We start from the raw sequence: 15017 nt of genomic DNA, 5'->3' as shown, positions 1-15017 counted from the left end.
ATATATTTATTCTTGTCGCTAATGCGGCAAACAACGATCTTTGAAAACTAGATAGAACAACAACAACCAATTAAATTTGTACAATAAATACAAGTTCAATTTTTTGAGTAAAATATAACAATAAAACAGATATAGTCAAGAATCAAAATATTCGCATTATAAATTTTTAATGAGAGTTTGATCCTGGCTCAGGATGAACGCTGGCGGCATGCCTAATACATGCAAGTCGAACGGGGTGCTTGCACCCAGTGGCGAACGGGTGAGTAACACGTATCTAATCTACCTTTTAGTGGGGGATAACAGTTGGAAACGACTGCTAATACCGCATACGACTTCATTATGGCATCAGAAGAAGTTAAAAGGCCCGTTTGGGTCGCTAGAAGATGAGGATGCGGCGTATTAGCTAGTAGGTGAGGTAACTGCTCACCTAGGCGATGATACGTAGCCGAACTGAGAGGTTGATCGGCCACATTGGGACTGAGATACGGCCCAGACTCCTACGGGAGGCAGCAGTAGGGAATTTTTCACAATGGGCGAAAGCCTGATGAAGCAATGCCGCGTGAGTGATGACGGTCTTCGGATTGTAAAGCTCTGTTATAAGGGAAGAAATGCTAGAAGAGGAAATGCTTTTAGTTTGACGGTACCTTATCAGAAAGCCACGGCTAACTATGTGCCAGCAGCCGCGGTAATACATAGGTGGCAAGCGTTATCCGGATTTATTGGGCGTATAGGGTGCGTAGGCGGTTTGTTAAGTTTGAGGTTAAAGCCCGGAGCTCAACTCCGGTTCGCCTTGAAAACTGGCAGACTAGAATGCAGGAGAGGTAGATGGAATTCCATGTGTAGCGGTGAAATGCGTAGATATATGGAGGAACACCAGTGGCGTAGGCGGTCTACTGGCCTGTTATTGACGCTGAGGCACGAAAGCGTGGGGAGCAAATAGGATTAGATACCCTAGTAGTCCACGCCGTAAACGTTGAGTACTAAGTGTCGGCATTAGTCGGTGCTGCAGCTAACGCATTAAGTACTCCGCCTGAGTAGTATGCTCGCAAGAGTGAAACTCAAAGGAATTGACGGGGACCCGCACAAGTGGTGGAGCATGTGGTTTAATTCGAAGCAACGCGAAGAACCTTACCAGGGCTTGACATCCAGTGCAAAGCTACAGAGATGTAGTGGAGGCTAACATTGAGACAGGTGGTGCATGGTTGTCGTCAGCTCGTGCCGTGAGGTGTTGGGTTAAGTCCCGCAACGAGCGCAACCCCTATCATTAGTTACTAACATTCAGTTGAGGACTCTAATGAGACTGCTAGTGTAAGCTAGAGGAAGGTGGGGATGACGTCAAATCATCATGCCCCTTATGTCCTGGGCTACACACGTGCTACAATGGCCGATACAAAGAGTCGCAATCCCGCGAGGGGGAGCTAATCTCAAAAAGTCGGTCTCAGTTCGGATTGAAGTCTGCAACTCGACTTCATGAAGCCGGAATCACTAGTAATCGCGAATCAGCAATGTCGCGGTGAATACGTTCTCGGGTCTTGTACACACCGCCCGTCACACCATGAGAGTTGGTAATACCAGAAGCACGTATCTTAACCGTAAGGAGAGAGCGTACCAAGGTAGGATTAGCGATTAGGGTGAAGTCGTAACAAGGTATCCGTACGGGAACGTGCGGATGGATCACCTCCTTTCTATGGAGTAAACTGTAGATTAGAGAAAGCTGAGCGAATCGATAAAACAGCTTTTGATTATATTCTGGTTCTATCTAGTTTTCAAAGATTGTTTTAGCGCCATTTAGGCGCAGCAATTTTTGAAAAATCGATCTTTGAAAACTGAATATTTGATGAGAAAAAATTAATTTTATTTTTCTTACGTTTCATAAATTTATATTTAAACGTAGTAGTAACTTAAAAATTACTAAGAAAAACTAAAATTTCATTAATTTTTTATAGATTATCTATAACAATAGGATTTCTTTTTAAGAAAGTATAGTAAGGGCATATGGTGAATGCCTTGGAAAATGGAGCCGACGAAGGACGTGACTACCTGCGAAAAGTTTCGGGGAGCTGGAAGTAAGCTATGATCCGGAAATGTCCGAATGGGGAAACCTGCTATGATTAATCTCATAGCGTCCATAACTGAATACATAGGTTATGCGATGGGAACCTGGGGAACTGAAACATCTTAGTACCCAGAGGAAAAGAAAACGAATGTGATTCTGTGAGTAGCGGCGAGCGAAAGCGGAACAGGCCAAACCGGTCTACGGGCCGGGGTTGTAGGACTCATGTTAGAGTTACAAATCTAGTGTATAGCAGAAGCTGTTGGGAAGCAGCGGCGTAGAGGGTGATACCCCCGTATGCGAAATGCACTAGACTCGAGTGAGTATCCTGAGTACGGCGGGGCACGTGAAACCCTGTCGGAATCTACCCAGACCACTGGGTAAGCCTAAATACTACCATTTTACCGATAGTGAACCAGTACCGTGAGGGAAAGGTGAAAAGTACCCCGAGAGGGGAGTGAAATAGTTCCTGAAACCATATGCTTACAAGAAGTCAGAGCCCGTTAATGGGTGATGGCGTGCTTTTTGTAGAAAGAGCCGGCGAGTTACGATATCATGCAAGGTTAAGCGGAATACGCGGAGCCGTAGTGAAAGCGAGCCTTAATAGGGCGTTTAGTATGATGTCGTAGACACGAAACCAGGTGATCTAGCCATGAGCAGGTTGAAGTTAGGGTAAAACCTAATGGAGGACCGAACCGACGTTCGTTGAAAAGACCGCGGATGACTTGTGGCTAGGGGTGAAATTCCAATCGAACCTGGAGATAGCTAGTTCTCCCCGATATAGCTTTAAGGCTAGCGTCGAGGTTTAGGATTATGGAGGTAGAGCTCTGAATGTATGATGGCCCCACCTAGGGGTACTGATTACAATTAAACTACGAATGCCATAATTTCATACTCGGCAGTCAGAACATGGGTGATAAGGTCCATGCTCGTGAGGGAAACAGCCCAGATCTACAACTAAGGTCCCTAAATATATGTTAAGTGTGTAAGGATGTGAAGGTGCACAGACAGCTAGGATGTTGGCTCAGAAGCAGCCATCATTTAAAGAGTGCGTAACAGCTCACTAGTCGAGTGCCTTTGCGCCGAAAATGTACCGGGGCTTAAACATATTACCGAAGTTTAGGATTCACAGCAATGTGAGTGGTAGGGGAGCGTTCTAAGTGCGATGAAGTCAGACTGTGAGGACTGGTGGAGCGCTTAGAAGAGATTATGCCGGCATGAGTAACGTTTGGAGGTGAGAATCCTCCATGCCGTTTGACCAAGGTTTCCTGGGCAAGGTTCGTCCACCCAGGGTTAGTCAGGACCTAAGGCGAGGCCGAAAGGCGTAGTCGATGGACAACAGGTTGATATTCCTGTACCACCTAATAAAGTGATGGAGTGACGGAGAAGGATAGTGTAAGCCGGCTGCTGGATATGCCGGTCTAAGCGCAAAGGAGTGTATGTTGGCAAATCCGCATACTTTAACTCTGAAGCGTTATGGGGAGTGAACGCTTAGGCTAGTAACGAAGTACATGACTCCACGCTTCCAAGAAAAGCTTCTAGCGTTAATTTATTAGGTGCCTGTACCTAGAACGAACACACGTGGTCAAGGAGAGAATCCTAAGGCAAGCGAGATAACTATAGCTAAGGAACTCTGCAAAATAACCCCGTACGTTCGCAAGAAGGGGTGCTCACTTATGGTGAGCCGCAGTGAAGAGGGAGGGGCAACTGTTTAGCAAAAACACAGCTCTGTGCAAAGTCGCAAGACGAAGTATACAGGGTGACGCCTGCCCAGTGCCGGAAGGTTAAGAGGAGATGTTAGCTTCGGTGAAGCATTGAATTGAAGCCCCGGTGAACGGCGGCCGTAACTATAACGGTCCTAAGGTAGCGAAATTCCTTGTCAGGTAAGTTCTGACCCGCACGAAAGGCGTAATGATCCCTTCGCTGTCTCGGCTGTAGACTCGGTGAAATTTTAGTACCAGTGAAGATGCTGGTTACCCGCAACTAGACGGAAAGACCCCGTGGAGCTTTACTATAACTTAATATTGAATTTTGGTGTAACATGTAGAGGATAGGTGGGAGACTTTGAAGCAATCACGCCAGTGGTTGTGGAGTCATCCTTGGAATACCACCCTTGTTACATTGAAGTTCTAACCTAGACCCGTTATCCGGGCCAGGGACAGTGTTTGGTGGGTAGTTTGACTGGGGCGGTCGCCTCCTAAAATGTAACGGAGGCGCTCAAAGGTACCCTCAGTACGGTTGGAAATCGTACGAAGAGCGCAAAGGTATAAGGGTGCTTAACTGCGAGACTTACAAGTCGAACAGATGCGAAAGCAGGACTTAGTGATCCGGCGGTCCCGTGTGGAAGGGCCGTCGCTCAACGGATAAAAGTTACCCCGGGGATAACAGGCTGATCTCCCCCAAGAGTTCACATCGACGGGGAGGTTTGGCACCTCGATGTCGGCTCATCGCATCCTGGAGCTGTAGTCGGTTCCAAGGGTTGGGCTGTTCGCCCATTAAAGCGGTACGCGAGCTGGGTTCAGAACGTCGTGAGACAGTTTGGTCCCTATCTGTTGTGGGCGTAGGAAAATTGAGAAGAGCTGTTCCTAGTACGAGAGGACCGGAATGGACGCACCCCTGGTGCTCCTGTTGTCACGCCAGTGGCACAGCAGGGTAGCTATGTGCGGAAAGGATAATCGCTGAAGGCATCTAAGCGAGAAGCCTCCTTCAAGATGAGTTTTCCCATTCTTCGGAAGTAAGATCCCATGTAGACCACATGGTTGATAGGTTGGGTGTGTAAGCACGGTGACGTGTTCAGCTTACCAATACTAATAGATCGAGCGTCTTTCTAAAGAGAGATCCTAAGAATATTGTTGTAGACACATTTTAAAATCAAATATTCAGTTTTGAGAGGTTGATTCGGTTACTTGTAACCAACTCTCAAAAAAAACTTAAGATCTGGTGGCCATAGCGCTGGAGTAATACCTGTTCCCATGCCGAACACAGAAGTCAAGGTCAGCTGCGCCGACGATAGTATAATGCAAAAATAGGACACCGCCAGTTCAAAGTCAAACTACAACTCGAAAGAGTTGTTTTTTTGTGCTTTTTTAGCTATTTGAAATGATAAGATTTTCTTATAAATAACCGATGGAGGTTCGAGTATGCTTAAAAAATTTAATGAAAAATATACAAAAACTTTAAATATCAGCAAAGTTGAGCAATTAACTTTCAAATGACAATTTACAGGATTTCCAGAAATAGTGAATGTAAATGATGTTTTTACATATTTGGAATTTAATTTAAAAACTCAATTTAATAAAACCCAAGAAAATGATATTCAAGATAAAATAGAGGTTTTAAGACAATTTTTTAATAAATATTTTAATTTGATAGATCTAAAAACGATTGAAAATCCCAATATTGTTAATGATTTTCTTTTAAAGTTCTACACAAACATACGAGATTTTATAAATACTGTATTTGTTGAATATGTTTTATACAGTCATTTACATAGTGAAATTAAATACAAAGAACAGTTTATTGATATTGATGATTATTATGAACTTAAGTTAAATAAATTGAATAAAACTTTAATAAAACAAACTTTAATAACCTTAAACTCCCTAAATAAAAATGATGAAAAATATTCTCAGATAATAAACGAATTAAAGCAAGAAAAGTAACTATGATAGAACCAAGAGTTTTTTGAGAAATTTGGTTGAAAAGAAGTTCATTTTTGATTTTAGGTAGAGAAAAACATTGTATTTAACTTTATACTTATATTTTAGTAATAATTTAGTATAATAAAAATGCTTTAAATATTTATAGAAGAGGAAAATAAACATGTTAAAACAATTGGAAAATATCTTAAAAAATTTTAACGAGAAAATTAAATCTGTTAAAAACCCAACTGAACTTGAAGAAGTTAAAAAAGTTTATGCAGGTAAAGAATCTCCGTTAAATGAAGTGCTAAAATCAATGAAAAGTGCTGCAGTTGAAGAAAAAAAAGCTGTGGGAGTTAAAGCGAATGAGGTAAAAACTCATATTTTTGGACATATTAATTCATTAAATGAAAAATTTAAACATGAAGAGTTAAAAAAACAACTTGAAAATGAAAAAGTTGATTTAAGTATGCCAGGTTTAAATCTTAAAATGGGTTCTAAACACCCTCTAAACCTTGTGATTGAAGAAATTTCAGATATCTTTACAGAACTTGGTTTTGATATGGTAGCAGGTACTGAGTATGAAACTGATGATTTTTGTTTCCAAAAACTTAACCTACCAATAGGTCACCCGGCAAGAGATATGCAAGATACTTTCTATATTGACAATAACACTGTTTTAAGAACTCACTGTACTAATATGACAGCTAGAATGCTTACTGATCTATCAAAATTGGGTGCTAAAGAAAAAAACTTAGCAGCAATCAGTTTTGGTAATGTTTATAGACGTGATGATGATGATGCAACTCACTCTCATCAATTTATGCAAATAGATGGATTTGCTGTTGGTAAAAAAATAAGCTTTGCAAATCTAAAATGAATCTTAGAATACATGTGTAAGAGATTGTTTTCAGAAAACACAGAAATCAGAATGAGACCAAGTTACTTTCCTTTTACCGAACCTTCAGTAGAGGTGGATATCACTTGTATAACTTGCCAAGGAAAAGGATGTAAAATTTGTAAATTTACAGGTTGAATTGAAATTTTAGGTTCAGGATTAATTGCACCAGAAGTTATCGAACTTAATGGCTTAGATCCAAAAGAGGTTGGAGGACTTGCTTTTGGAATTGGTGTAGAACGTGTAGCTATGCTAAAATATGGAATTAAAAATATTAGAGACTTTTATGAAAATGATATCAAGTTCTTAAATCAGTTTAAGTTCTTTGGAAACTAAGGGGAGGTTAAAAGATGATTATTACAAGAAAATGGTTAGAAAACTTTATTGATCTAACTGGAATTAAAGATGAAAAAATAACAGAAGCTTTTAACTCTCTTGGGTTTGAAGTAGATGCCTATAAAACTTATAAAGGTTTAAATGACAAATTAAAATTAGCCCATGTAGGAAATGTAGCACCAATGGAAGGAACTCACCTAAACTTTTGTTTTGTAGATTTAGGAGAAGATTTAGTTACTCCAATTGTTTGTGGTGCAAACAATGTAAAAGAAGGTCAATATGTAATTGTTGCAGAACCTGGAAAAACTATTGCTAATGGACTGACACTTGATAAAAGAGAAATTAAGGGAAAAATGTCTGAAGGAATGATTTGTGCTTTAACAGAAATTGGATTAAGTGAAAGTGCTTTGAGTGATAGTGAAAAAGATGGTATTTATTCAATTCACTTAAAAGATGAAGAATATTCACATATCGGACAAACTGATGTATTGGATTTAATTGGATTTAACGACTCTACTTGAGAGGTTGATTTAACAATCAATAGAAGTGATGCGTTGGGTGCGATGCAATTGCTAAAAGAAGTTGCAAATTACTTTGAAAAAGAGATTAATGATATTTCTAAACAATTAGAACCTAAAAAAAGTTCTAATAATGTACCTGTTTCTTTTAAAAACAGTGCAGAAATTGATAAAAAAATTAATTCAATAGCTATGCAAATGTTTGACATTAAAGAAATACATTCAATTGATGAATGAGATTTAAATATTTTTGCAAACCAAGATATTTGATTGAAATTTAATGATGTTAAAACAACTGATAACTTTTGATTAGATCTTGCAAATATTATTGCGCTTGAAACAGGTCAACCAGTTATTTTCTTAGATCCAAGTAAATTAAAATCTCAGTTAGAAATAAAAAATAACTCAAATGACAAATTTGAAACAAATTTACAAATTATGTGTGAAAATGAAGTAATTTCAACTCTTGGAGTTGATTATAATCATGAATTTTTACCAACAAAAGATAGTAAAAATGTTTTGGCAATTTACTTATCATTAGACCCAATATTGATGAGAAAACAACAAAAAGCTCACAATACTAGTGGTGTGTTCTTACAAAGATGAATGAAACCAATTAGTGATAAACTTTACAATCTTGCAAGTCAAAGAACTATTTATTGATTTGATCAATATAGCTTATATGGGGCAAGTAGTGAGTTAGAAATTCAAAAAGAATCAAGTGCTAAAGAAAACAAAGTAATTGTTAGTCTTGAAAGAATAAATGAAATCATTGGAATTAACTTAACTGTTAAAGACATAACTTCATTATTCAGAACTTTAGATTTTGTTGTTGAAGAAAAAGATGGTCAATTTACATTTACAATTGACCAAAATAGAACAGATATTTCTCACGAAGCTCATATTGTAGAAGAAATTGCAAGATTATATGGTTATGACAACATAAAATCTCAACCAGTTGTTTTAACTGCAAATGCAAAAGAAAAACAATTAAACAATAAAATTAAAGGTCAAGTTGAAAATTACTTGATTGGACAAGGATTTAATAACATTAAAACTTATTCTCTACAAAACGGTGAAAATGTTGAAAAATGAAACTTATTTGATATTAAAGAACCAATTAAATTAATGTCACCACTAAGTAAATTGAGAGAAGTTTATAGACTTTCAACAGTTTTGAGTGCTATTGAAATAGCTGGTTTTAATTACTCTAAAGGTAATAAAAACGTTAAATTATATGAGTTTGCAGATGTTTATAATGCAAAAAACTTAAGAGAAAATCACTTATCAGTTGTAATTAGTGGTGAAATGTTACAAGATAAAGCATTTGATGTTAATGTTAAAGCAAGTTATGAGTACGTTAAAGGTATTTTAGATAGTATTTTAGGTCACTATCAATTAGATTTTGATGAACTTAAATTTGAACAAATGCAAAATACAATTGATGAAATTCACCCACATATAAATGCAAAAATCTTATATAAAGGTGAATTGCTTGGATTTATTTTCAAATTAAATCCTCGTTTCGAACAATCTAATAAATTAGATTCAACTTTTGCATTTGAACTAAACATTACAAAAATAAATGAAGTATTTAATCACTCAGTTGCTGTAAAAGAACTTTCTAAATATCAAAAAACTTCAAGAGATGTAACGATTCTTTTGGGTGAAGAAAAACAATATAATGAAGTTCTAAAACAAATTAAAGAGGGTATTAATTACATTGTTGATATAAAATTGGTAGATATTTACCAAGATAAAGCTTTACAAAGCAAAAACTTAAAAGCTGTAAGTATTGGATTTGAATTTAATTCAGCAGAAAAACAATTAAAAGATGAAGATGTTTCTAAAGAGTGAGATGCTTTACTTGGAAATATCAAAAAACTAAATATCGAGATTAAATAGATGTTTAAAAAAGATATAGAAATAAAAAAACACATTGTTTTTTCTGAAAAATATGATGTTGAACAAGATTATCAATATAATCATGATTTAATACAAAAAGTAGACAATTTATTTGTCGAAGGTTCAATTACTTATCAAGAAAATATAAAAAGTATCTCAGTAAATGCAAATATTTCTTGTTCAATTAAAGCAATTGATGCAAGAGATGGAAACATTGTGGAATTAGATGACTTTAATGTTGAATGAGACGACGAATACTTCTTTGAAGCATTCGAAGATGATCAACATAACGTTGTTTTAGGAGAAGAATTCAACATAAAAGAATACGCAATTGAACAAATTGTTTTAAATATTCCTATAAATTTCACAATTAATTATGGTAAAATTTCATTTGTCGGTAAAGATTTTAAACTATTGTCTGAAGATGAATACCAACAAGAAGAACAAAATAAAGTTGACCCGAGATGGGACAAATTAAAGGAATTTAATTTCGAAAAAGAATAACCGGAGGTGTAAATATGGCTGTACCATTTAGAAAAACCAGTAAAGCTGCTAAGAACAAGAGAAGAAGTCACTTGGCTTTAGTAAGCTCAGCTATTATCTCATGTCCAAACTGTGGTAGTATGATAAAACCACACAGAGTTTGCCGTGAGTGTGGTTACTACAAAAACAAAGAAGTTAAAAAAGTTGATTAATTTCAAAAAGCAACAACATGTTGCTTTTTTTTGTACTTTTTTTAAATTTCTTTAAAAAAAGTGTACATTTTTTTCAAAACCATGACGATAGTAATAGTGTAGAGGAATGGAGAGAAAAAAATGAAATCAACAAACTTTTTTAAAGAAATATCAGATGAGGCAGTAAAATCATCAATTTGCCTTGCTTTGGTGGATAACAAAATTAATGTCGACATAATCGATGAAGGTATAGAAAATCTAGAACAATTAATTGATAAATTAGACCCGATTACTGGATTGAATGTAACAAATTCAATCTATTATCACTATACTAATTTCATGAATAAGATCAAAAAAACATATAAAAATGATATTTTTGATTACTTAAGAAAAGTTGAACAAAAAAGTTATCTTGAAATAGTTGCAAAACTATCAAAAAAAGTCATTCATTAGAATGACTTTTTTCTTTGGTGGGAGAAATTGGTGAAAAAGTATTGAAAATGTTTAAAAGTGGTATATAATTGTATTTGTGTGGGAGAAAGTGGGGGACATTGTATGTTACTTGGGACATTTGAACATAATTTAGATGATAAACAAAGACTTACAGTCCCTTCTAAATTAAGAAATAAATTGGGAGACAATATTTTTGTTTCAAAAGGTATTGAAAACTGCTTGGAACTTAGAACTCCAGCTGCTTTTGAAGAATTACTTTCTGAATTAGGGCAAAAAAGTAGTTTTAACGAATCAACACGTACTATTCAACGTTTAATCTTGTCTAATTCTGATGAAATAAACATTGATAGTGCAGGAAGAATTAAAATACCCACAAACTTATTAGATAAAATCGGAGTTTCAAAACAAGTTTATATCCTAGGGCTAGGAGATAGAATTGAAATTTGAGACAAGGCTACATATGAAGAAAAACTTGCCAATACTAATGAGGCAGAAGTATATGCAGCTGCAGAAAAATTGGGCGGAGCAAATTAATGACACAAAAACATATTTCAGTTTTACTTAATGAATCGATAGGGCTATTGAACATTAAAAGCGAAGGGATTTATGTGGATTGCACATTAGGGCGTGCAGGACATAGTGTTGAAATTTTAAAAAAACTTGATAAAGGGCATTTATATGCAATTGATCAAGACTTGGAAGCAATCAAAGAAAGTGAAAAGAAACTAAATGAAGTTTCAAGTAATTTTACTATCTTAGAGGGCAATTTTGCAGACATTAAAGCAATGTTAGCTATTCAAGGTGTAAAAAAGGTTGACGGAATATTATATGATCTAGGGGTTTCATCACCACAGTTTGATGAAGGTTCTAGAGGTTTTAGTTATCGTTTTGATGCAACCTTGGACATGAGAATGGATGTTAACAACAATACTTTAACTGCTAAAAAAATTGTTAACAATTATGATGAAAAGCAATTGGCAAATATTTTCTTTAAATATGGAGATGAAAAATTCTCATTTGCAATTGCAAAAAATATTATTAAAGCAAGAGAAGTCAAAGAAATTGACTCAACTTTTGAATTAGTAGATATTATAAAAAAATCATTACCTCAAAAAGTCTTAAAACAAAAGAAACACCCTGCAAAGAAAGTGTTTCAAGCTTTAAGAGTATATGTAAATAACGAACTTGAAGTTTTAAAAAAATCTTTAATTCAGTCTTTGGAATTATTACAAAAAGACGGGCATCTTGTTGTAATTACATTTCAATCACATGAAGAAAAAATAATTAAAGATCTTTTTAAGGCTAAAACAACAAATGAACAAGATAAATTTTTATCTAAACTTCCAATTGCAGGTTTAGAAACAAAAAAAGAGTTTGAACTTGTTATAAAAAAACCAGTACTTCCAAGTGAAGAAGAATTGGAGTACAACAGACGTTCTCATAGTGCAAAATTATGAGCGATCAAAAAGGTGGGTTAGAAAATGAATTTTCCAGAAATTTATGCAACTGTAGAAATCACTAAAACTGAAATCCGTTTTCTTGTCGGAAAATTTAGAACTGGAACTCTAGGGCTTAGAGTTATTTTTAAAGACCGTAAAAAAGGTCACTGACTTACTGATAATGATGAGGTTTTAGATACAAGTGCTGTTGCACGTCATCTAAAAAAAATGATAACAGCATTTGAAACTTCATTTGATGAAAAAATTGTAAGAGTATCTGTAGTTTTCCCTACAAATACCCTTACAATCAAAAGAGTCTATTCAACAGTGTTCACAGATAGAAACAATTATATTGTGACAAATGATGATAGAAACGCACTGTATAGAGATGCTAAAGAAAAATGTAAAAACATCAAACAAGAAGTTGTTGTATTAAGACCATCTTGCTTTAAGCTAGATGGAGTTCAAGAGAAAAGTAATTTACTAATTGGAATAAAAGCAAGATTTATTGAAATGGAATCTTATGTTTACTTAATAGATAAAAAAGTGTTTAGCAGTCATAAAGAAGTAGTTAAAAAAGCAGAAAAAGAATTACATCTTTACAATATTCAAAACTACAGTCTTGCAAGACAATGTTTAACAGAAAAAGAATTTAAAAGAATTTTTGCATTAACTAACTGAGATAATGAAAAAATCGATATTGGTTTCTTTTCAAGAGAGACTTTAATGAAAAAAATCACTTTACCTTATGGGGTAAAAGATTTAGTTAATTCATTAGCTGTTAGATTGGATGCAAAATATGATACTGCAGAAAAGTATCTATTAAAATTAATAAACTTTTCAACAGACGCTATTGATCAAGTTCCAATATATAGAAAATACATCGCAAGAGAGAGAAAAACATTTGAATTAAACTTCTTACAAATTAAAAAAATGATAGAAGAAGAAATAGTTAAATTGATAGCAAAAGTTGACAATGAAATTGGTAAAGAATTACAAAATAACATTGCGTTATGTAATATATATCATTCAGGAAAAATCACTGAAATTGCTGGTTTTAAAGAATTGATCAAAAAAAGTAGGTATAGTAGACAATCACTTATCTATTATTCAATGGTAAAAGGTGCAAATGAAATTTGAACCACAGCAATTTGTGGTTCTATGGTAACTGCTCACCAACAAAACAAAGCAAGTAGTGTTTTGAAAACAAGTACAATAACAATTCAAAAAGACGAAAAGCAAAAAAATAATGTGGTAAATGGCAGACCAATAAACTATAATAAAACTAATAATGTTCAAAACAGAGGGATGGTACCAAACAACTTACCTCCTCAACAAATGGGGCAAAGACAATTTGTACCAAATCATATACCAAATAACGTGCAAATGGTTCCTGTAAATATGAACATGCCGCAAGGAAATGTTCAAAAATTTCAAAACGATAACCAAATGTTAAATCAAAATGGTATTATAAGAACGCAACGAAATAGATAAGTAAAAAGGAGAATCATTATGTCTTTAAATTTAGATTTTAATCAAGCTGCCAATATTAAAGTTATTGGTGTTGGTGGTGGTGGATGTAACGCTGTTAACCGAATGGTTGAAGAAAATGTGCAAGGTGTTGAATTTATTGTAGCAAACACTGATGCTCAAGTTTTAGCCGCAAGTGCTGCATCATCAAAAATTATTTTAGGAAAAGAAATTTCAAAAGGTCTTGGAGCAGGAGCAAACCCTGAAATAGGAAAAAAAGCTGCAAACGAATCAGAAGCAGATATTAAAGAGGCATTAAAAGGTGCAGATTTAATCTTTGTAGCTGCTGGAATGGGTGGAGGTACTGGAACTGGTGCTGCACCTGAAATTGCAAGAATGGCTATGGAAACAGGAGCATTAGTTATTGCTATTGTTACAAAACCATTTAGATTTGAAGGAAGAATGAGAAATTCATATGCTGTTCAAGGGATTAGTGAATTGAGAAAATATGTTGACTCAATTATTATTATTTCAAATGATAGATTACTTGAAATCATTGGAGGAATTCCTGTTCAAGATTCATTTAGAGAAGCTGATAACATCTTAAAACAAGGTGTTCAAACAATTACAGATCTAATTGCTGTTCCTGCAGTTATTAACCTTGACTTTGCAGACGTTCGTACTGTAATGAAAGGTAAAGGAAACGCACTATTTGGAATTGGAATTGGTTCAGGACCTGATAAAGCTATTGAAGCTGCTAACAAAGCAATTACTTCATCACTTTTAGAAACTTCAATTCGTGGAGCTAAAGATGCAATTATCAACGTTACTGGAGGTTCAAAAGTATCATTAAATGATGCTTATGATGCAGTTGATATTGTTCAACAAGCAAGTGGAGAAGATGTAAACATTATCTTTGGTATTGCCATCAATGAACACTTAGATGACGAATTAATTGTAACTGTAATTGCAACTGGATTTGATGATGAATATGTAGCACCTGAAATTTCAAGTTCTTCTCAATCTCAACCAAGAGAAAATGTTCAAGAAAACTATTCACAAAGTGAAGGTGAAGAAATCGAAACAGCATACGAAAAAAGAACAAGTTTTATGGGAGATAGTCCAAGAGACAAAAGACCAAGCTACGTTCAAGATGAAAATGAAATGAACAATGTAGCTCAAAGAATGGAAAATTTCAAAGAACAAAAAGTAGCACCACAAGTAGCACAAAAAATCGAAGACACTGATGATGATGAAGATGCAGATTTTCCTTCATTCTTAAGAAAGCAATGATAATAAAATATGGGTCTTTTTAATAAAAAAGAAGATAAAGATCAAAAAGAAATTGCATCTTACCAAGAAAATACAAAAGATTATAATAATTTAGCATTTGACATTGAATTCAACGAGGAGCATGTAACACATTTTAAACCTCTTAGTTATGATGAAATCAAACCAATAGTAGATTGCTTATTAAAATTTAAAAACGTTACTGTTAATTTAAATGAAATAAGTAAAGAAGATAAGTTAAGACTAATAGATTTTCTAACTGGAGCTATGTATGCTTTAGAAGGAAACTATAAAAAAATAGATAAAGGTATATATTACTTTTGAATAGGTTAATAAGACC

Annotated in this window: 11 protein-coding genes and 3 rRNA genes; all 14 read left to right on the top strand. The window is 34.8% G+C overall.

Features of this window, described 5'->3' with window-relative positions; all coding sequences use genetic code 4:
* Positions 1 to 165: 165 nt before the first annotated feature.
* A 16S ribosomal RNA gene (locus SCHIN_RS04730) occupies positions 166 to 1685 on the top strand.
* A 290-nt stretch (positions 1686 to 1975) separates the two neighbouring features.
* Positions 1976 to 4884, top strand: a 23S ribosomal RNA gene (locus SCHIN_RS04725).
* A gap of 105 nt (positions 4885 to 4989) precedes the next feature.
* A 5S ribosomal RNA gene (gene rrf / locus SCHIN_RS04720) occupies positions 4990 to 5095 on the top strand.
* The 16S, 23S and 5S rRNA genes sit together here, the layout of an rRNA operon.
* Before the next feature lie 98 nt (positions 5096 to 5193).
* Positions 5194 to 5715 (top strand): hypothetical protein, encoded by a 522-nt coding sequence (locus tag SCHIN_RS04715; RefSeq protein ID WP_166508481.1) that lies wholly within the window; start codon positions 5194 to 5196, stop codon positions 5713 to 5715.
* 160 nt (positions 5716 to 5875) lie between these two features.
* Positions 5876 to 6928 carry a phenylalanine--tRNA ligase subunit alpha gene (pheS, locus tag SCHIN_RS04710; RefSeq protein ID WP_166508480.1) on the top strand — a complete coding sequence of 351 codons (1053 nt, stop codon included), beginning with the start codon at positions 5876 to 5878 and terminating at the stop codon, positions 6926 to 6928.
* Positions 6929 to 6942: 14 nt separating this feature from the next.
* Positions 6943 to 9351 (top strand): phenylalanine--tRNA ligase subunit beta, encoded by a 2409-nt coding sequence (pheT, locus tag SCHIN_RS04705; RefSeq protein ID WP_166508479.1) that lies wholly within the window; start codon positions 6943 to 6945, stop codon positions 9349 to 9351.
* Entirely contained in the window at positions 9352 to 9855 is a 504-nt protein-coding gene (locus SCHIN_RS04700; RefSeq protein ID WP_166508478.1) for a YceD family protein, read from the top strand. It begins immediately after the preceding gene.
* 14 nt (positions 9856 to 9869) lie between these two features.
* The gene (rpmF, locus tag SCHIN_RS04695) at positions 9870 to 10046 is read left to right on the top strand and encodes a 50S ribosomal protein L32 (RefSeq protein ID WP_020836573.1); all 177 of its coding nucleotides are present in this window, start codon (positions 9870 to 9872) and stop codon (positions 10044 to 10046) included.
* A 120-nt stretch (positions 10047 to 10166) separates the two neighbouring features.
* Entirely contained in the window at positions 10167 to 10478 is a 312-nt protein-coding gene (locus tag SCHIN_RS04690) for a hypothetical protein (protein ID WP_166508477.1), read from the top strand.
* Positions 10479 to 10580: 102 nt separating this feature from the next.
* A complete protein-coding gene (gene mraZ, locus SCHIN_RS04685) occupies positions 10581 to 11012 on the top strand; it encodes a division/cell wall cluster transcriptional repressor MraZ (RefSeq protein ID WP_166508476.1) in 432 nt (143 codons plus the stop codon).
* Positions 11012 to 11956, top strand: coding sequence for a 16S rRNA (cytosine(1402)-N(4))-methyltransferase RsmH (rsmH, locus tag SCHIN_RS04680; RefSeq protein WP_166508475.1), 945 nt, complete (start codon positions 11012 to 11014; stop codon positions 11954 to 11956). The genes mraZ and rsmH overlap by 1 nt, the downstream gene beginning before the upstream one ends.
* A 3-nt stretch (positions 11957 to 11959) precedes the next feature.
* A complete protein-coding gene (locus tag SCHIN_RS04675) occupies positions 11960 to 13411 on the top strand; it encodes a cell division protein FtsA (protein WP_166508474.1) in 1452 nt (483 codons plus the stop codon).
* Positions 13412 to 13429: 18 nt separating this feature from the next.
* Positions 13430 to 14683 (top strand): cell division protein FtsZ, encoded by a 1254-nt coding sequence (ftsZ, locus tag SCHIN_RS04670; protein WP_166508473.1) that lies wholly within the window; start codon positions 13430 to 13432, stop codon positions 14681 to 14683.
* Between the two features lie 6 nt (positions 14684 to 14689).
* The gene (gene sepF / locus SCHIN_RS04665; protein WP_166508472.1) at positions 14690 to 15010 is read left to right on the top strand and encodes a cell division protein SepF; all 321 of its coding nucleotides are present in this window, start codon (positions 14690 to 14692) and stop codon (positions 15008 to 15010) included.
* The last annotated feature ends 7 nt before the right edge of the window (positions 15011 to 15017 follow it).

This window comes from Spiroplasma chinense (assembly GCF_008086545.1).
In the GTDB taxonomy this organism is placed as follows: Bacteria; Bacillota_I; Bacilli_A; order Mycoplasmatales; family Mycoplasmataceae; genus Spiroplasma_A; species Spiroplasma_A chinense.
Note: the sequence above shows the minus strand (reverse complement) of the source record. Positions and strands in the feature narration are given on the sequence as shown.